Below are 19,165 nucleotides of genomic sequence, written 5' to 3'. Positions count from 1 at the left end.
GGCGGGCATCAGGCGTCCTTCAGGCATGCTTCGGTCACCGCGGACAGCCGACCGTCGAGAAACAGCGCGCTCATAGGGAAGGTGATCGACAGGGCCGCCTCGACCCGGTCGATCAGCTGCACAGCGCTCAACGAGTTGCCACCTAGCGCGAAGAAGTCGTCGTCCGGCCCGCATCGGTCCAGGCGCAGCACCTCGCACCAGATTCTGCTGATCGTTTCCGTGGGGTTGCCGGTCGTAGTCATTGTTGTGCCTCCGCGGAGTTCTCTTGAGTGGTGATCAGGTGCCAGACGTCGGAGGCTTCGGCTCCCCGCATGATCTTGGCCTGTTCCGATTCCAGGCCGAGTTGAATTCGGCGGCAGCCTCTGCGGAGCGCGTGGCGCAGTGGTGCGTAGAACAGCGTCTCGGCCCATCCGAGGCGCCTGTGCTCCGACGAGTCGTCCAGGCCGACCTCGTACATCTCCAGGGTGTCGCCGTGGCGGCAGCCGAATCCGGCGGCGATCAGGCCGCCCTCGGCATCACGAGTGAGGAACGCGACGAACTCGGCCTCGGTGCCACTGGCCCACTCGGTCAGGCGGAACGCCGCTAGCCGTTCGTGGTCGGGTATGCCGTAGCGGCGCTTGAGCCGGGTCACCAGGGGGGCGGCGGCGGGGATCGCGTCGAGAGCTGGCACTTCTTCGGTGCGCAGACCGGCAGCCTCGCGGTCACGCCAGTCGCGGCGGACGACCGACCTCTTGCGGCCGGAGAGACGGGCCAGGTAGCCCTCCTGCGTATCGAAGTCGATGTCCAGTACCGACATCCGCGAGACCGGGCGAACCTCGGCCGAGGAGGGGAATCCGGCCCGGAACGCCTCTGCCTGATCGTCGCGCACATACAGGGCCGCCGCCCTCAACCCGTGCGCCGCGGCGTGTTCGACACCCGCCCGCACCAGCTGTCGGCGGATTTCGGCTGCCTGCCCGCGCTCACAGCCGCGCGCGACGACGGCACCCGCGACCAGGTCGTGCCGGCCCCCGAGCAGCAGATGTTCGTCCGCCGCTTTCAGGGCGTAGTCGGGATCGGGCAGGTCAGGCACCCTGCTGCGGTGCGTCGACAGGAATCCCACCGGGGTGTCCCCGACCGTCGCCAGCACGTACCCCTGCTCCCAGCGCGGGTCGCTGCGGCGGGCGTGCACCTTTCCGGGGGCCAGGGCCACCGCACCGATTTCCCAGTCGGTACCGAGGAACGCCGCGGGAAGACGGCTCGCGTCCACTACGTACAGCTTCATGCCTGCACCTCGATCCGCTCCTTCTCTCGTACGGACGGGGCCACGGTGGCGGTGATCGCCAGAAGGACCAGGCCGACAGCCAGAAAGACCAGCGCGGTCGGCGCTCCGCGCTCCTCCAGGAGGAAGCCCGCGATCAGTGAGCCGAGCGGCACCGGGCCGAACGACACGAGTGCGAACACCGAGCCCACCCGGCCCTGAAGGTGGTCCGGGGTGCTGCGCAACCGATGCACTTCGACCCCGACGATCCAGATCGGTCCGACGAACGCGATGACCACGATCGCGGGACCGAGCACGACAAGCTCAGTGGACAGCGTGAGCACCACGACCAGGGAGGCCCAGACCCAGCTGACCGCCATCACCACATGCGCCAGCCGCAGGCGCTCGTTCACCCACGAGGCGATGAGCGATCCCACGGTGCCACCGGCCCCGGCGCAGCCGAGCACGAGGCCGATCGTGACCGATGAGTGGCCGAGCCCCTGAAGCAGGACCACAACGACCAGCGTCAGGGCCTGGAAGGCGATGTTGCTCCCCGCGATCAGCAGGGCCGTGGTGCGCAGGAACGGTCGACGCCACAGCCACGCCGCGCCCTCACGGAGCTCCGCCGTCCACCGTTGGCGCCGCCGCGGCTCGTCCTGCTGGAACGAACCGCGAATGCCCAGCAGAGTCCCGAACGACACCAGGTAGGAGAGGAGATCGAAGAGGAACGGCACCCACCTGCCGATGGCAAAGAGCACGCCGCCGAGCGGCTGGCCCACCAGGTAGGCCGCACGGTCACGGGCGACGAAGCGTGACATCGCCACGGCCAGGTCATCCTCGGGGACGAGGTTGCTCAACGCCGCCTGCTCAGCGAGGTCCGCGTGTACGGTCAGCGTGCCCTCGACGAAGGCGACCAGCACGAGCTGCCAGATCGGCACCACGTCGAGGGCCAGGCCGACCAGTACGGTGACGAGTGCGAGCGCCCGGCCGATGTCGCACAACATCATCAGCCGGCGTCGGTCCACCCGGTCCACGACCAGCCCCGCAGGCAGCGTGCAGAGCGCATGCGGGAGGGCTGCCGCGAAGCCGACCAGGCCCGCGTCGCTCGGGGAGCCGGTCAGCGCCAGCACAAGCAAGGTGTACGCGAATGACGAGGCCGTACCGCCCAACGCCGAAAGAGCGGATCCGGTCCACAACAAACGGAAGTCGCGGTTCATCGGCGAGGGCCGTCCAGGATCGCAGCCAGCACACCGACGTGCTCGGGTTCCAGAACGCCGAGGTGGTCCCCGGCCATTCGGTGCACGTTCAGCCGGCCGCCGCACAACTCCGTCCAGGACCCGCGATACCGGTCAGGGGTGAGCCCCTGGACGACGGTGTGGTCGCCTTCCGCCGACTCGTCGCCCAGCACCAGGTTGACCGGCCAGTCCGGCGCCCGGTACCGGTAGCCGAAGACTGCCTCAAGCAGGCTCCGCCAGCCCCGCACATGTGCGAGCCAGCTCGCCGTGTCCAGTTCCTCCGGCGACGGCAGTTCCTGTTCCACCAGGTCCGCGAGTGCGGCGGCCGCGCGCTGATCCCCGGCCTCCAGCAGCTCCTCGCAGCGGCGGAAGGCGATCAGCTCGGCGGACGCGTCGGAACCATCCGCGATCGGGTCCAGCAGCGTCAGTTCGACGTCCCTGCCGGCGCGGTGCAGCATCGCGGCCATCTCCCAGGCGATCGGCGCGCCGCCGCACCAGCCCAGGACGCGGGCTCCGGAATCGGGGTGCACCGCGTGGAACTCCGCGAGGTAGCGGGCGGCCAGGTCCGTCACGCCTCCCGAGCCGGGGTACTGGAACGCGGCGACCGGCTGGTCGTCGGGCAGTCGGGCTGTCAGATTCCGGTACCAGTGCGCGCTGCCCCCTCCGGGGTGCACGCAGAGCAGCGGGACCTTCGTGCCCTCCTTGCGAAACCACACCAACGCCTGGTCCGGGAACACGCCGCCGGTCGAGTTCCGGCGGCCCTCCAGCACGGTGGCCAGAGCGCGGATCGTGGTGTGGCTACGCACGTCACGTACGGACACCCCCAGCTTGCCCGCGATCCGAACGGCGGTCAGTGAGTGGCCCCCGAGGTGGTGGAACTCCTCGTCGACGCCGATGTCCGGGAGCCCCAAGGCCTCCCTCCACACCCGTGCGATCCGGTGCTCCGCCGCCGTGGACGGCGCATCGCCCACGGCGCGGCCAGCCAGCGGCCGGGGCAGAGCGGCACGGTCCAGCTTGCCGCTCACGGAGCGCGGCAGTTCGGGCAGCGTGACGACATGGCTGGGAACCATGTAGTCGGGCAGCCTTTCGCGCAGGAACCCGGTGAGGTCGTTGTCCTTCCCCACCACGTACGCGACCAGGCTCTGGTCGTGGACGGCGGCGACGGCCTGCCTGACGTCGGGATGCCGGTGCAGTACGGCTTCGATCTCGCCCAGTTCCACCCGGTGACCTCGCACCTTGACCTGGCGGTCGAGCCGGCCCAGGTACTCGATCTCGCCATCACTCCGGCGGACCGCCCGGTCGCCGGTGCGGTACATCCGGCTGCCAGCCGGGCCGAAGGGGTCGGGCACGAACGCCGCAGCCGTGGCCAGGGGCTGTCCGAGGTAGCCATGGGCCACGCCGGGACCGGCGAGGCACAGCTCACCAGGCACCCCGACCGGCACCGGCTGGAGACGGCGGTCCAGCACATGGCACCGCGTGTTGGTGATGCCCCTCCCAATACTCGGTTTGCCTCCCCCGGGGAGCAGCGGCACGCCCGTCGCCATGATCGTGTACTCGGTCGGTCCGTACAGGTTGAGCATCTTCACGAGACCGGCCCACTCGTCGGCAAGGGCCTCAGGACACTCTTCGCCCGCTACGGCGACCACCCGCAGGTCGGGCAAGCCGGCCGGCTGGAGCGTGGCGAGAGCGGACGGGACGATCACGAGGTGCGTGATCCGTGTACGCCGCAGGCTCTCCCTCATGGGGTCCCCGGGCACCCGGTCACCGGGGTCGAACATGCAGAGGGTGGCTCCGTGGACGAGGGCCTGGAACATTTCGAACAGGGCCATGTCGAACACAGCTGGTGCGAGCTGGGCGACCCTGGCGCCGGGGCCGATGTCCAGCATCTCGGAGTGCGGGCCGATCATGTTGGCGACACCGCGGTGCCCGACGATGACCGCTTTCGGTACACCGGTGGAGCCCGAGGTGTAGATCAGGTAGGCGGCGGCATCCAGATCCAGCCGGACCTCGGCGTCCGGGCCGTCGCGCAGTTCCGTACCGTCAGAGAGAACGTGATCGGTATGCGCCAGCATGGGCGCCGTCCGGGCGGATGGCTGCTCCGGGTCAACGATCAGGAAGGCGGCGCCCACCATGTGCACGCCGAGGATCGCCGCCACCAGGTCCGCATCCATACACCTGCTGATGCCGACGACGGCGCCAGGCCGGACGCCGGACGCTGTCAGGTGACGGGCGAACCGCCGCGTCCGGTCCCACAGCGCGCGGTAAGTGACGTCCACGCCGTTGTGCTCGACGGCGACCGCGTCCGGCGTACGCCGCACCCAGTCCTCGATCACCGCGAGGAGATGGCGTTCCTGGGGCGCGACGACCGTGTCCTGCGCTGCGGCCAGGGCTCGGCGCAGGTCAGCGGGTGGCAGCAGGCAGTCCGTAACCGCGCCGTCCGGATCGGACGCCATCGCTGCGAGCACCTGCCCGAAGAGGCGCCCCAGCAGCCGTCCGTACTCGGGCGCGACACGTTCGGGACGAGCGGTCAGCACCAGGCTGCCCGGCTCGGTCGAGACCGCGAGGCCGAACTCGTTCGGGCTCAGGTCCACGATGTCCTCGGCGTCGACGATCTCGTCGTCCAGCACATGGAAGTTCAGGTAGTTGAACGCGATGCCGAGCAGGCTCCCGCCCACCCCGAGGTCCGCCCCGAGCGCCGCCATCGGGTACCGGCGATGCGGATGCACCGCGATCTCCTCGGCGAAGACCGCACGCACGAACTCCCGCCAGGAGCCGGTCACCGGTGGGCAGGTCACCGGGATCAGGTTGAGGAACATGCCACGCACCTGGTCACCGCCGACGACTTCCGGCCTGCCGTTCGATACCAGGCCCGCATAGAAGCCGGTCTGGCCCGATACCAGGGCGAGTACCCGCAGGTGGGCAGCGAGCAGCACGGACTTGAGCGGTGCCTGGGCGCGCCCGGCCAGTTCGAGGAGCCCGCGTTCCACCGGTTCGAGCGGCACGCGTACCTCGTAGTCCGTCCCGTCCGGTTCACCCCGGAAGGTCTGCGGCAGGGCAGCCGGCTCCGCCTCGGCGAGCCGGTCCCGCCAGAACTGGCGGTCCGGGCCGTCCGGATCGGCGCTGCGTCGTTCGGAAGCCACGAAGTCGGCGAAACGGACCGCCGGGACCCGCGTCTCCGCCGGCTCGCCCCTGGCCTGAAGGGTCATGTAGTCCCGAAGGAGCTCCGTCACGAGCGAATTGTGGCTCCAGCCGTCCAGGATGAGATGGAACTCCACCAGGCACAGCTCCCAGCGCCGGTCGCCCGTTCGAATCGCGTGCAGCCGCAGCAGCGGGGCCGCCGACAGGTCGAAGCCCTCGGCCCGCTCCCTCTCCAGAACGCCGGCCACCGCCTTCTCCCGGTCGGCACCGGACAACGAGCGCAGGTCCGTGCAGCGCACGTCGATGTCGGCGGCCGGATGCACCAACTGGACGGGCTCGGCGCAGGTGTTCACGTCGAGCGACGTGCGCAGGACCTCGTGGCGGGCCACGGCGAGGGAAGCCGCCGTACGCAGTCGGGCCTCGGAGAAATCTCCATCGTCGCGGACCGGGTACCGGGTCACGTTGTGGTAGCGGCGCACGTCGTCGTTGAGGAACTCGTACAGCATGCCCGCCTGGGTCTGGGACAGGGGGTAGGCGTCGACCAGTCCGTCGGGCAGCAGCCCCCGCTCCCCCGGACCGAGCAGCGCGAACGGCGCGACGAGGGGCTCGTCGGTGATCGTGCCGCCGGCCCTCTCCGCGAGTTCAGCCACGGTCTGGTTGCCGTACAGATCGGTGACGGTGACGTCGATGCCGGCCGCACGCAGCAGGCCGACCACGCGCACCGCCCTGATCGAGTCTCCACCGAGCCCGAAGAAGTTGGCGTGCGCCCCCGCTCGGGGAACCTCCAGCACTTCCGCGTACGCCGAGGCGACGGCCGCCTCCACCGTGGAGCGCGGCGCGACGAACTCCGCCTCCTGCGCCATGCGCGGGACCGGCAGGGCGCTGCGGTCGACCTTGCCGTTCACCGTGAGAGGAAGCCGGGCCAACGGCGTGACGACGCTCGGCATCATGTACCGGGGTAGCACGTTCTTGAGGTGGGCCCGCAGTACGGCCGGCTCGGCCTGCGTGACGGCGTAGGCGACGAGCCTGTCTCCCGCCACTGTGACCACTGCGCCCGTGACGTCCGGGTGCGCCACCAGCGCGCTCTCGATCTCGCCCGTCTCGACACGGTGTCCGCGGATCTTCACCTGCTGGTCGCACCGGCCGAGGTACTCCACGTCGCCGTCCGGCAGGCGGCGCGCGAGGTCTCCGCTGCGGTACATCCGTGCGCCCTCGGCCTCCGCGAACGGGTCGGGCAGGAAGCGCAGGGGCGTGAGCTCGGGACGGTTCAGGTAGCCGAGGGCCACGCCCTCCCCACCCACGTAGATCTCACCCGGCACACCGACCGGGCAGGGGCGCCGAGCACCGTCCAGGACGTACAGGCGCAGGTCGGCGAGGGCCGGGCCGATCGGGCTGCGTCCCGGCCGGTCCCCCGGGGTCATCCGCCTCGCGGTGACGTGAACCGTCGTCTCGGTGATGCCGTACATGTTGATCATCTCGGGGGCGCGATCGCCCAGTGCCCGCCACCAAGGACGGAGGAGGCCGGGCTCCAGGCTCTCTCCACCGAACACGATGACCCGCAGGCTGGACTCCATCGGGACCAGTCCGGCGAAGGCGGAGGGCGTCTGACTGAGTACGCTGACGCGTTCGGCGACGAGCAGCTGTGCGAACTCATGGGGCGAACGGCAGATTTCGGCCGGCACCACGACCAGTGTGCTGCCGTGCACCAGCGCACCCCACAGCTCCCAGACCGAGAAGTCGAAGGCGCAGGAGTGGAACAGGGTCCAGACATCGTCCTGGTGCAGCCGCACCACCTGCCCGGCAGCCGTGAACAGCCGACTCAGGTTGTGGTGGGTGACCAGCACGCCCTTCGGCCTGCCGGTCGATCCCGAGGTGTAGATCACGTACGCCGAATCATGTGGTCGTACGGGCACGGCGGGTGGGGTGTCCGCTCGTTCCTGAAGCAGGTCGTCATCGATCTCTTCGAGCACCAGCCGCGCCCCGGCGTCGGCCACCATGAACGCGGTGCGTGCCTCCGGCTGCTCCGGATCGAGCGGCAGGTATGCCGCCCCTGAGCGGAGTACGGCCAAAAGTGCCACCACGAGGTCGTAGCCGCGTGGCAGGCGGACGCCCACGAGGTCCCCGCGGCCGATGCCCTGCGCCAGCAAGAAATGCGCCAGCCGGTTGGCGCGGGAGTTCAGTTGGCCGTAGGTGTGGTCCTGCCCCTCGAATCGCACGGCCACACGCGTGTCGTCCACACCGGCGATGAGCTCCGCGACCCGAGCCTCGGGAGCGGCAGGCCGACTACGGGCGAGCGGCGCGATGTCCGGTTCCGCTTCGGCCAGTGGGAGACTCCCCACGGGGATGGCGCTGTCGGCCACGACCGCCCGCAGAAGACGCACGAGGAACCCAGCGATGCGGCTCACGGTTTCGCGGGTGAACACGGCGGTCGGGTAGGTGAGGTCGCCCGTCCAGCCTCCGTCCGCCCGTTCCCGCAGCGTGACCGTGAGGTCGAACTTCGCGGCGACCCAGCCGACCGGTACTTCCTCGACCGTCAGACCGGCGAAGGGCTGTGGCCCGTCGTCCTCGCCTTCGATGGTCAGGCTGACCTGGAACAGGGGGTGCCGCCCGGGGTCACGGACCGGACGCAACTGGCGCACCAGCCACTCGAACGGAATGTCCTGGTCCGCGTAACAGTCGACGGTCGTGTTGCGCACCTGCTGAAGCAGCGTGGCGAAGTCTGGGTCGCCGGAAAGGTCGGCCCGTATGACGAGCATCGTGGCAAAGCAGCCGACAAGGCCCTCGAGTTCGCTACGTGTCCGGCCGTTGACCGGCACGCCGACCGCGATGTCGTCATGACCGGTGATCCTGGCGAGAAGCGCGTGCAGTGCGGTCAGCACTGTCATCAGGGGTGTGGCCCCGTGGCCGCGGCCCAGCTTGGAAACCCCCGCCACCAGGTCCGCCGGTACGTCGAACTCGACGCTGGAGCCGGTGTCGTCCCACTCGGCCGGATGGGCGTGGTCGGTCAACAGCGGCAGCGGGCCCAGCCCGTCGAGCCGTTCCTTCCAGCGCGCCATTCCCTCGGTCGCCCCGCCGAGCCGACGGGCCTGCCACTGCGCGAAGTCGGCGTACTGCACCGGAAGCTCCACATGGGGCGGGGTGCTGCCTTCGGCGTACGCCGCGTAGGAATCGGCGAGTTGCCCGAACAAGACTTCGTGCGAGCCGCCGTCGAAGGCGATGTGGTGGACGGCGAGGAGGAAAACATGGTCGTCGGCCGCGAGCCGGATCAGGTCGGCACGCCACGGGTGGTCTCGTTCCAGGTCGACCGGGCGCGAGGTCAGTTCGTCGATCTCCGCGCGCAGAGCGGACTCCTCGCACTCGACGAGCCGAAGGCGGACCGGTGACGGTTCGTCGACCACCTGCGCGGGCTCTCCGTCGCTCAGGACATAGCGGGTACGAAGCACCTCGTGCCGCGCCACCAGATCGGAGAGAGCCGCCTCCATCGCCTCCCGGTCGAGCGGGCCGCGCAGGCGGAGCGCGGTGGGCACCAGGTACTCCGTCCGGCCCGGCCGCAGCTGGTCGACCAGCCACAGCTGCCGCTGCGCCGACGACAACGGCAAGGCTCCGTCCCGTGGAGCCTTGGGTATCGCCATTCGGTTGCGTATCCACCGCGCGTGCTGCTCGTTCATGCCTTGGCTCCTCATATCGTTTCGCCGAGTGCCGAGAGCTCGGCCTCGATACGGGCGCGCACGACGTCCGCGAGCTGGGCAACCGTGCCCGCCTGGAAGAAGACGTGCAAGGGCAGTTCGACGCCGAGCTCCCGCTGCACCCGCATGGATACGCGGGTGGCCAGGAGCGAGTGACCGCCGAGGTCGAAGAAGTTCTGCTGGTCTCCGACGGTCTTCCGGCCCAGTACGTCACACCAGATGCCGGCGATCGAAGCCGCTATGGGATCGGACAGCCGGCCCTGCCCCTCGACGGCGGCGTCCTCGACCACCGGTACGGGCAGCGCCCCGTGGTCCACCTTCCCGTTGGGGGTCAGCGGCAGGGCGTCGCACACCACGTACGCCGCCGGCACCAGGTGACCAGGCAGCCGGCCGCGCAGGAACTCCGCGATGTCCCCCTCGGACAGAGCGTGTCCCGCCCCTGGCACCACATGCGCCACCAGGCCCAGGTCCCCGGGCCGCAGCTCCACAGCGACGACCGCGACGTCCCGGATGCCGGGGTGCGCCCGGGCAACGGACTCGATCTCGCCGGGTTCGACCCGGAAGCCCCGGATCTTGACCTGTCGGTCGGCTCGGCAGAGGAACTCGTACACGCCGTCCGCCCGGCGGCGCACCAGATCGCCGGTCCGGTAGAGCCGTGAGCCCGGCGGCCCGGAGGGCGCGGGGACGAACCGCTGCGCGGTGAGGTCCGCTCGGCCGTGATACCCGAGCGCGACACGTCCACCGCCGACGTGCAGTTCCCCGGCGGCCCCGTCCCCGACCGGCCGGCCCGCCTCGTCGAGTACCAGCATGTCCGTTCCGGGCAGCGGCCTTCCGATCGGCACCAGGGCGTCGCCACCCGCCTCGGCCTCGGCGGCGGATACCAGGTGCAGGGTGCACGCGATCGTCGCCTCGGTCGGGCCGTAGGTGCACGCGAACCCGCCCGGCACGCCCAGCTCGTACCAGGCGCGCGCGTCGGCGTAGGTCACGATGTCGCCGCCGACGCTCATGAGCCGCAGCGTCCTCAGCCGCTCATCAGCGGGCTGTGCGACCCGGGCCAGTTCCCGGTAGTACACCGGGGTCACGTCGGCCACGGTCACGCCGAACTCCGCGAACTGGTCGAGCACCCGGCCGGGATCGACCGCGCGCAGATCGAGCACCACCACCGCGCCTCCCACCAGCAGCGGCGCGACCGCCTGGTCCATCGAGGCATCGAAGGTGAGCGCCGCGAGCAGCGCCATGCGGGCGTCCGAGGACAGGCGGTACCCCTCCGCCATGCGGAGGCAGTGGTCGGCGAACGAGCGGTGCGACACCACCACGCCCTTCGGGCGCCCGGTCGAACCCGATGTGTGGATTATGTAGGCGATGTCGCAGGACACATCCGGTGCCGTGGCCGGCCGATCGGCGATCGTCTCCCGCTCGGCATCGACCCGTATCACGCGCGGCCCGAACAACCGGTCGGTCGCCGCTTCGGCCACTACGGCGACGGCGGACGTCTCCGTCAGGATCTCCGCGAGGCGGTGGTCCGGATCGTCGGCGTTCAACGGCAGATACACCGCACCGGCGCGCAGGACCGCGAGGAGGGCGACGAGTGCCTGCCGGCCACGGGTGAGGCATACGCCGACCACGTCGCCCGCGCGTACGTCCAGGTGATGCGCGAGGCGGTTCGCCTGCTCGTCCAGCTGCCGGTAGGTCAACCGGCCCTCCGGGTCGACGACCGCGACGGCGTCGGGCGTCCGGGCGGCCTGCTCGGCGATCAGCCGGTGCACCGGGCGGTAGGCCGACCAGCGGTTCTCCTCGGCCAGTTCCTGGAGCAACCGCACGAACGCCTCGCAGTGACGCTCGATCGTGGAGGCGTCGAACAGGGAGGTCGCGTATTCCAGCTCGGCGGACCAGGCCCCGTCCGGGTGCTCGGTGACCGCCATGCCGAGGTCCACCATCGAGACGGAGCACCCGGCGTCCATGGGCACCAGGTCCAGCCCCGGCAGGGAGAAGGGCGTGCCGTCGGCGTCATGGACCTGGAACATCGTCTGGAACACCGGGGTCCGCGAAGGGTCGCGCCTTGGCCTGAGGGCGACGACGAGTTGATCGAATGGCACCGCTTCGTTCGCCTGCGCGCCCAGGACGGTGTCCCGGACGGCGTCCACGAGCGCGTCGAAGGAGGTCAGCCCGGACATGTCGGTGCGCAGGGCCAGCGTGTTCACGAAGCAGCCGACCAGGTCCTCCGCGTCGACCAGGTCGCGGCCGGCGGAAGGGGTGCCGATGACGATGTCCGACTGCCCGCTCAACCTGTGCAGGAAGACCTGGTACGCCGCCAGGAGCGTCGTGAAGCCGGTGGCCCCACGCGCCCTGCCCCGATCGATCAGGCGGCTTACGGAGTCCGCCGGCAGCGCGAACGCACGGACGGCTCCGGCCGACTCTCGCAGCTCAGGGCGTGGCCGGTCGGTGGCCAGGGACAACTCCGGCGCCCCGGCCAACGACTTCAGCCAGTACGCCAGCTGTTCCTCCGGAACCGGCTGCCGACGCTTCCAGGCCGCGTAATCCGCGTACTGCATCGGCAGCGGTGCCGGCTCGTCGCCGGCGTACGCGGCGTACAGGTCACGGGCGAGCACGTTCCAGGACCACCCGTCGCAGGCGATGTGGTGCGTCTGGAGCAGAAGCACGTGCTCCTCGGGGCCGAGGCGAGCGACGGTCACCCGGAATGGCACCTCGGTGGCCAGGTCGAACCCGCGCGACGCCTCGGCCTCCAGCTCCGCGAGCGTCGCGACCTGGGCCACCCGGACCTCGCCCGGCTCTTCGATCACCTGGAGGGGAGCATCCTCCTCCACCACGTACCGGGTGCGCAGGACTTCATGGTGGGCCGCCACTCTTCCAACCGCCCGCGTCAACGCCGTCAGGTCCAGGCGTCCGCGTACCCGAAAGGCCAGTGACACGAGGTATTCGGTGCCGGTCGGGTCCAGCTTGTCCAGCATCCACAGGCGCTCCTGCACGGGCGAAAGCTCCAGCGGCCGGCCCCGTACAACCGCCGCCACCGGAGTGGCCCCGGCCGAGGGAGCCTCCTTCGCCGCCGCGGCGATGCCGGCCACGGTCGGTGCGGCGAACACCGCCGCGACTCCGACGTCCACGCTGAGCCGGTCCCGCAACCGGGACACCAGCCGGGTCGCCACGATCGAGTGCCCGCCGAGCTCGAAGAAGTCGTCGTGGACCCCGACCCCGGTGACTCCGAGCAGCTCGCCCACCAGCGCCGCGACCACCCGCTCCAGCTCGGACCGGGGAGGAGCACCGGCGGGACGCGCCCTACCGGCCTCGGGCAGCGCGCTCCGGTCCAGCTTCCCGTTCGCCGTCATCGGGAGTACGGGCACCGCGACGACGACAGACGGCACCATGTACGCCGGCAGCCGCTCACGCAACCAGTCCCGGAGGTCCGCAGTCCCCGCGCCCCTCTCCGGCACCACGTAGGCGACGAGCGCCGCACCGTCCTGGGGCACCACGGCGGCGGCCCGCACCTCCGGGTGGCTCACCAGCATCGACTCGACCTCAGCGGGGTCTACGCGGTGCCCCCGGACCTTCACCTGGGCGTCCCGGCGCCCGATGAACTCCAGAACGCCGTCCACGCGCTGCCGCACCACGTCGCCTGTGCGGTACATCCGGGCTCCCGGCACGGTCGTGAAGGGGTCGGGCAGGAAGGCCGCCGCGGTAGCGGCGGGCCGGCCTCGATAGCCCTGTGCGACGCGGTCTCCCCCGATGACCAACTCCCCGCATGTGCCGACGGGAACCGGGTACTGGTGCTCGTCAAGTACGTAGGCGCCGGTGCCTGCGAGCGGGCGCCCGATGGGAATGACGTCCTGGCCGGCCGCGTCCTCGGGCACCTCGTGCGCCGTGCAGGTGATCGTGGTCTCGGTCGGCCCGTATACGCACGCCACCCGTCCGGGCAGCCCGAGCCCCCGCCAGCGCCGGACGTCCTCCCCGCTCACCACGTCGCCGCCGAGATTGAGCAGAGACACCTGCCGCAAGCGCTCGTCGTCGACGACCGCGCGGTCTACGAGCTCCCGGTAGTACATCGGGGTGACATTGACGATCGACACCTGGTGCTTGCCCAGGTCTTCGAGCACCTGGTCGGCGGACTGGCTGCGCGGATCGAGCACGACGACCGCCGCCCCGCGGAGGAGCGGAACGAGGATCTGCTCGATGGACACGTCGAAACCGAGGGCGGCCAGCAACGCGATACGGGACTCCGTAGTGACGCCGCAGCGGTCGCCCATCACCTGTACGTGACGGCTCAGGGCTCCGTGTTCGACGAGTACCCCTCGCGGCTCGCCCGTGGAACCGGACGTGTAGGCGACATACGCGACGTCGCGCAGGGCGGGGGGCGTGTGACCCGGGTCGTCAGCCAGCCGTACGCGAGTTATGGGCTCCGCGCCATCGAGCAGCGCACGCAGTCGCTCTGCGGGGTGCCGGGGGTCCAGCCACACGCAGGCCGCACCCGACCTGAGTACGCCCAGGAGGCCGACGACCAGGTCGGCGTCGCGGTGCATCGCCAAGCCCGCGAAGCCGGCGTCGGGAACGCTGAACCGGCGCACCCGGTCGAGCAACTCCGCGTAGGTCAGCACCGTCTCGCCACTGATCACCGCCACGGCGTCCGGTGTGGCTGCGGCCTGTCGCTCGAACAGTTCGACCACCGTGGCGTCCTCGGCGCCCGACGCCTCGGCGGCCGTCACACTGGGCGGGAGCACCGTACCCAGATCGCCGAGGGCCAGTGACGGGTCGGCCACGGCATCGGCCACCAGCGCCGCGAACCCGTCTGCCACGCCCTCCGCGAAGGCGCGGTCGAACAGCGCCGTCGGGTACTCGACGCGTCCCGTCATGCCACCGTCAGGTGCCGGCCGGAGCGACAGGGTGAGGTCCACCTCGGCCAGCGTCGAGTCGTCCGGGATGTCGGTGACGTGGAGGCCCGGCCCGTCGAAGGGGAACGCGGCAGCATCCTCGACGGCGAACAGCACCTGGAACAAGGGGTGCCTGGCACTCTCCCTGGGCGGGTGCACCCGCTCGACCAGACAGTCGAACGGCACGGCGGGCCGGGTCGACGCCGCGAGCAGGTCGGCGCTGGTCGACGCGAGTAGATGGGTGAACGAATGATGGGGCGAGACGTCGACACGGACCGCGAGCATGTCGGCGAACAAGCCGACCACCGAGTGCCACTCGGCACGATCGCGCCCGGCGACCGGGGTTCCGATCGCAAAGTCGGCCTGCCCGCTTACGCGTCCCAGGACGGCCGCGAAGCAGGAGAACCAGGCCGCGAACGGAGTCGTTCCGCACGCCCTGCTCAATGCCTTGAGCTGTTCGGCCACCGCCGCGGGCAACCGGAATTCGACCGCGTCGCCTTCTGCCGACCAGGCGTCCGGCCGCCGGTGGACCAGTGGCAGTTCCAGCGGCGGCACGCCCGCGATCCGCTGGGCCCGCTCGTCGAGCAACGCCTCGAACTCCGCGGACCCCAGCCACTCCTCCTGCCACGCCACGAAATCCGGGTACGACGGCCCCGCGGGCCGCTCACCGAGAGGGCTGCCCGTCACGACGGCGCGGTAGCAGGCGGAGAGGTCCGACGCGACGATGCTTGCGGACCATCCGTCGATCGCGATGTGGTGCGCGGTGAAGGTCAGGACATGTTCCTGCACTCCTGTCCGGGTCAGCCGCCAACCTGCGACGGGGCCCGCGCGCAGATCGACGTCCGCATCGAGGAGCACGTCCCCGGGCCGGTCGACGGCCCGGGCCGGGGTGTACCTGACTCGTAGCTGATCGTGCCTGGCCACGACCTCCGCGATCGCGCGCCATAACGCGTCGACATCCAGTTCTCCCCGCACACGCACGGAGTACCGGATGACGTAATCCGGGTGAAGCTGCTCAAGCAGACGCATGCGGTCTTCGCCCCTGGACAGACGGCCGCTGTCGACGGTGCGTGCGGGCACAGGCGCCGGGGGCGGATTTCCGGACCCGGACGTCAATACTGCAACTATTCCATTCACGGTGGGGCCGTCGAAGAAGTCCGCCAACTCGATCGCACCGTCGCCGAATACCGAGCGGAGCCGGGCGACCACTTTCATCGCACCGAGCGAATCTCCTCCCAGGTCGAAGAAAACGTCGTCGGGAGTACTCGGATTCCGGCCGAGTGCCTCCTGCCAGGCCGCCATTACGGCGATGTGCTCGACGTTCACCGGGCCCGCCCGCTGAGCGGCCTCAGATCGGTCCAAACGCGGGCGATGTGGTCGAGGCACTGCTGTTCGTCGCCTCTCACCCCTTCATATCGCCAGCCGGACGGCAACTCACGGCCCTCCGGCCAGATGGAGTACTGCTCCTCAGCGTTCACGACAACGGCGTAGGTCATGGCGGTGACTTTCCACTCCACAGTCCTCGCCCCGTCATCAGCGGGTCACCGGCGGAGCAACCGGCCTCCGACCAGGACGGAAAGGCGACGAGCGCCGTCGCGTCATCAAGACGTCATCGACGCGTCATCCCCGAAGGCCCGGAACTCGGAGAGACCGGATTGTTAGAGTCCCCACTGGAGGGGGGCTTCACTGTGCATTTTCGCGTATTAGGTCCACTTGAGATATGGAATGGTGACATTCGGGTAGCGTTGTCCAGCGCGCGTCAAAGACGTCTGCTCGCGGCACTTCTACTGTCTCCTAATGCGATGCTGCCGATTCCGAGATTGATCTCGGCACTGTGGGAGGAGAATCCACCGACAACCGCGACAAAGCAGGTGCAGAACTGTGTGTCGGGACTTCGAGAACGGCTGACCGGGTACGGCAGTACGTCGATCGAGACGGACGGACCCGGCTACCGCATTCAAGTCGACGATGAACATCTGGACCTCTTACGCTTCCGCCGGGGTATGAACCGGGCACGGAAACTCAGCGCCGCCGGGGACCTGGCGAAAGGGGCAGCAGAGGCAGGCCAGGCACTGGCCCTGTGGCGCGGGCCCGTTCTGGACGGGATAGGCACGAGCTCGCTGGCCGACCGCACGATCGGCATCACGGAGCAGGGATTGGTCGCTTTCGAGGAATGCGCGGAGTGGAAGCTGTCGCTCGGCGCCAACGACGAAGTCGTCAATCAGCTGACGCAGTTGGTGGCCCAGCATCCGCTTCGGGAAAGACTCTGCGCCCAGCTGATGGTCGCGCTCGGCCGCAGTGGCCGTTCGGCGGAGGCACTGCTGGTCTTCCACCGGCTGCGCAGACGTCTGCAGGCGGAGTTGGGAGTGGGACCGGCCGCCGAGGTACAGGCCGCCTACGAGAGCATTCTCCGAAAAGACGTGACGTCTTCGACGCAGAAGGCCCGGTCCGGGCGCCACCCGCACATGCGCGAGGACGGCGGGGCGCCCGGCACCAACGCCGACGCCGCCCCAACGCAGGAGGCGTGGGCCGACCTTCCGGTGGCGTCACGCACCCTCGCGTTACCTCACCTGGGGACGGTCGGGCCGGCCACGCCGTCGGACAACCGGCCGGAGACGGGCCCGACCGTGCTCCGCGGGTCGCGGCAGCCACCCGCCCCCGTATGGTGCGGCACCCTGACCAATTGGCGCACCGCGGTCGACCAGGCGCCGAAACCCCCGGAGCTGGGCCCGGCCACGGGCGGCATCATCGGCCCGGACGATCCGCGACTGCTCTTCCACGGCAATATGCGGCCGGTCCGCACCCCGGCGATAAGCTCCGCCGAACTGGTGGTGCACAGACAGCTCATGGCGAACGCCCGGCGGACGCGTGGACGGATCGGAATCCTCGTCGACGGCCCCGCGAACACCGGGAAAAGCGAACTGCTGGCGTGGATCGGACAGAACTACGAAAGGCGAATAAACGAGCGCTACGGGCCGAACGTCGACCGCATTCCGGTCATAGCCCTCAGCGTTCCGGCCAAAACCGGGGGCAGCCGTGACTGGCCGGCCTCCTTCGCCCGCTTCCTCGGCCTGGACCACGAACAACCGGACCGTGATCCAACCGACTCGGTCTGCTACATCATGAGGCACTGCCACACCCAGTTGGTCCTCATCGACGGGATGGAACGCCTCGAACCCGGTGCGGACACGGAACACTCGCTCGCATTCCTCAAGTACATCAGTGACGAGACCGGGGCGACCTTCGTCTACTGCGGCCGCAACAGCCGCGCCATCGTGGAGAGGATGTCGTCCGACCACGAGAAGCCGCTCGCGGAGGAACAGGATCGCTGGCATGACCATCCCCTGTTGATGACCAGCCCCCTCGGGTTCGACCGGACAGGAAGAGAGCGCCTCCACCACATCGTCAACGAGTTCGACAAGGATCTACGCCTCCACAACCACCAGCCCGGCGACCTGGCCATGCTCGCCTCCCAGCTGCACCGGCGGAGCAAGGGCTACATGCGCGCCCTGTCGCAGCTCATCTGCCAGGCGGCTCAGGAGGCCATCCTCACGGGTGAGGAACGCATCACCCCGGCGCTCTTCGAGGGGCTGGCGGTCGGCAAGGTCATCGCCATCTGACTCACCCCGACCCGTGCTCCGCCAACCGCCCCCGAACCGTGTGAACGGATCGGGGGCGGTTTTGCGTGTGCCCGCGTCCGGTGCCGGTTGGTCACCGGGCCCCGTGCTGGGGGATCATGCCGGGGGCGGCGGGACGCCCGCCGGGGCCGGCCGCCGCCGTCCGGACAGCCGAGAGAAGAAAGCACTGGCCGTGATGCAGATCGTGCGGGGCAAGAAGCTCGAAAAGGCCGCCGAGGGTGAATTCGAGCGGCTGGTCCAGGAGAGTTCCCGGGTCGTCGTCGATGTCGGTACGGGGGACGCCCGGGCGTCCTATCGCATCGCCAAGGAGAATCCGGACTGGCTGGTCGTGGGCGTGGACCCGGCCTGGCAGCGGATGACGCAGACGAGCATTCGCAGCCGCCGCAAACCCGCCAAGGGCGGCGTACCCAATCTGCTGCTCGTGAACGCGGCGATCGAGAATGCCCCGGAGGAGCTGCGGGGGGCCGCCGATGAATTGCTGGTCCTGATGCCGTGGGGGAAATTGCTCCACGGTCTCGTGCGGGGCGACGAGGACATCTGGAGCGGCCTTCGTACGGTCGCCAAGCCGAATGCGCCGCTCACGGCCACGGTCGGCACCAGCATTTGGCGGGAGCCCGTGCCGCGGGACATCCAGGGCCTCCCGGAGCTGACCCCTTCGTACGTCGAAGAGGTGCTCGGCGAAAAGGCGCTCGCCGCCGGCTGGAAGGTCACCGGTTTCCAGCTCACGAAGGCCGAGGACGCCGCCGCCGTCTCCTCGTCCTGGGCGCGCAGGCTGGACTCGGACAGCACCGAGGTCATCGCGACCCTGACGGCGGTCACGGCCGGACCGGAGGAGTGAGCCCGGCGGGTCAGCCCGTCGGGAACTGCCTGCAGTACTCGTACATCGCCATGGCGCCGGCCGTGGCGACGTTGTAGCTGTGCGGGGAGCCCCAGACCGGGATCTCCACGCACTCGTCCACACACGCGAGCTCGTCCTCCTTGAGGCCGGTCCGCTCGTTTCCGAGGACGATGACCGCCTTACGGGGGAAGCTGATCTCGTGCAGGCTCTTCGAATGGGTGGCCTGTTCGAGCGCGATGATGGTGTAACCGTCCTCGCGCATCTTCTTCAGCACCGGCGGAAGGCTCCGGCGCATTTCGATCTCGACGTTCTCGGCACCGTCGCGCGCGATCTTCGGGTCGAGTTTCACATTGCCGCAGGCGATGATCCGCTCGACTCCGCAGCACCCCGCCGTCCGCACCACGCTGGACAGATTCACACGGCTGCGAAACGCCGAGCACGCGATGACGAGCTCGCGGTTACGGAGCAGAGGGGTGCCCGGCTTATGGCGGAGGTGTTCGAACATGCCGGGAA

9 protein-coding genes and 1 pseudogene are annotated in these 19,165 nt (G+C 69.8%); 2 read left to right on the top strand and 8 right to left on the bottom strand.

The features are described 5' to 3' along the window. Positions 1 to 8: 8 nt before the first annotated feature. From OHS17_RS17275 to OHS17_RS17250, 7 genes and pseudogenes are all read right to left on the bottom strand, one after another. Complete coding sequence (locus OHS17_RS17275; RefSeq protein ID WP_330312897.1) at positions 9 to 242, bottom strand: phosphopantetheine-binding protein; 234 nt, start codon at positions 240 to 242, stop codon at positions 9 to 11. Beyond that, a complete protein-coding gene (locus OHS17_RS17270; RefSeq protein ID WP_330312896.1) occupies positions 239 to 1,261 on the bottom strand; it encodes a GNAT family N-acetyltransferase in 1,023 nt (340 codons plus the stop codon). The genes OHS17_RS17275 and OHS17_RS17270 overlap by 4 nt, the downstream gene beginning before the upstream one ends. Then, a complete protein-coding gene (locus tag OHS17_RS17265) occupies positions 1,258 to 2,454 on the bottom strand; it encodes an MFS transporter (protein WP_330312895.1) in 1,197 nt (398 codons plus the stop codon). Before OHS17_RS17265 ends, OHS17_RS17270 begins: the two co-directional genes overlap by 4 nt. Further along, positions 2,451 to 9,278 (bottom strand): amino acid adenylation domain-containing protein, encoded by a 6,828-nt coding sequence (locus OHS17_RS17260; RefSeq protein ID WP_330312894.1) that lies wholly within the window; start codon positions 9,276 to 9,278, stop codon positions 2,451 to 2,453. The genes OHS17_RS17265 and OHS17_RS17260 overlap by 4 nt, the downstream gene beginning before the upstream one ends. Before the next feature lie 11 nt (positions 9,279 to 9,289). Beyond that, positions 9,290 to 15,151 (bottom strand): amino acid adenylation domain-containing protein, encoded by a 5,862-nt coding sequence (locus OHS17_RS17255; protein ID WP_330312893.1) that lies wholly within the window; start codon positions 15,149 to 15,151, stop codon positions 9,290 to 9,292. Between the two features lie 153 nt (positions 15,152 to 15,304). After that, positions 15,305 to 15,478: pseudogene (locus OHS17_RS33895) on the bottom strand (acyl carrier protein); the annotation flags it as partial. Between the two features lie 20 nt (positions 15,479 to 15,498). Then, entirely contained in the window at positions 15,499 to 15,672 is a 174-nt protein-coding gene (locus OHS17_RS17250) for an MbtH family protein (protein ID WP_330312892.1), read from the bottom strand. A gap of 192 nt (positions 15,673 to 15,864) precedes the next feature. Between OHS17_RS17250 and OHS17_RS17245 the strand changes: the two genes are divergently transcribed. Continuing rightward, positions 15,865 to 17,796 (top strand): BTAD domain-containing putative transcriptional regulator, encoded by a 1,932-nt coding sequence (locus OHS17_RS17245; protein WP_330312891.1) that lies wholly within the window; start codon positions 15,865 to 15,867, stop codon positions 17,794 to 17,796. A gap of 193 nt (positions 17,797 to 17,989) precedes the next feature. Further along, positions 17,990 to 18,652, top strand: a complete 663-nt coding sequence (locus tag OHS17_RS17240; protein WP_330315278.1) for a class I SAM-dependent methyltransferase — start codon at positions 17,990 to 17,992, stop codon at positions 18,650 to 18,652. Between the two features lie 10 nt (positions 18,653 to 18,662). Here the strand turns inward: OHS17_RS17240 and OHS17_RS17235 are convergent, their stop codons facing one another. Beyond that, positions 18,663 to 19,157 (bottom strand): TrmH family RNA methyltransferase, encoded by a 495-nt coding sequence (locus OHS17_RS17235; RefSeq protein ID WP_330312890.1) that lies wholly within the window; start codon positions 19,155 to 19,157, stop codon positions 18,663 to 18,665. Positions 19,158 to 19,165: the final 8 nt, after the last annotated feature.

This window comes from Streptomyces sp. NBC_00523 (assembly GCF_036346615.1).
In the GTDB taxonomy this organism is placed as follows: Bacteria; Actinomycetota; Actinomycetes; order Streptomycetales; family Streptomycetaceae; genus Streptomyces.
The sequence above is the reverse complement of the archived record's forward strand: the minus strand, read 5'-3'. Positions and strand labels throughout refer to the sequence as shown.

Bases quoted from the DNA above. Each gene is read 5' to 3' on its own strand.
- OHS17_RS17275 (WP_330312897.1), bottom strand. From the start codon at position 242: ATGACTACGACCGGCAACCCCACGGAAACGATCAGCAGAATCTGGTGC.
- OHS17_RS17270 (WP_330312896.1), bottom strand. From the start codon at position 1,261: ATGAAGCTGTACGTAGTGGACGCGAGCCGTCTTCCCGCGGCGTTCCTC.
- OHS17_RS17265 (WP_330312895.1), bottom strand. From the start codon at position 2,454: ATGAACCGCGACTTCCGTTTGTTGTGGACCGGATCCGCTCTTTCGGCG.
- OHS17_RS17260 (WP_330312894.1), bottom strand. From the start codon at position 9,278: ATGAACGAGCAGCACGCGCGGTGGATACGCAACCGAATGGCGATACCC.
- OHS17_RS17250 (WP_330312892.1), bottom strand. From the start codon at position 15,672: ATGACCTACGCCGTTGTCGTGAACGCTGAGGAGCAGTACTCCATCTGG.
- OHS17_RS17240 (WP_330315278.1), top strand. From the start codon at position 17,990: ATGCAGATCGTGCGGGGCAAGAAGCTCGAAAAGGCCGCCGAGGGTGAA.
- OHS17_RS17235 (WP_330312890.1), bottom strand. From the start codon at position 19,157: ATGTTCGAACACCTCCGCCATAAGCCGGGCACCCCTCTGCTCCGTAAC.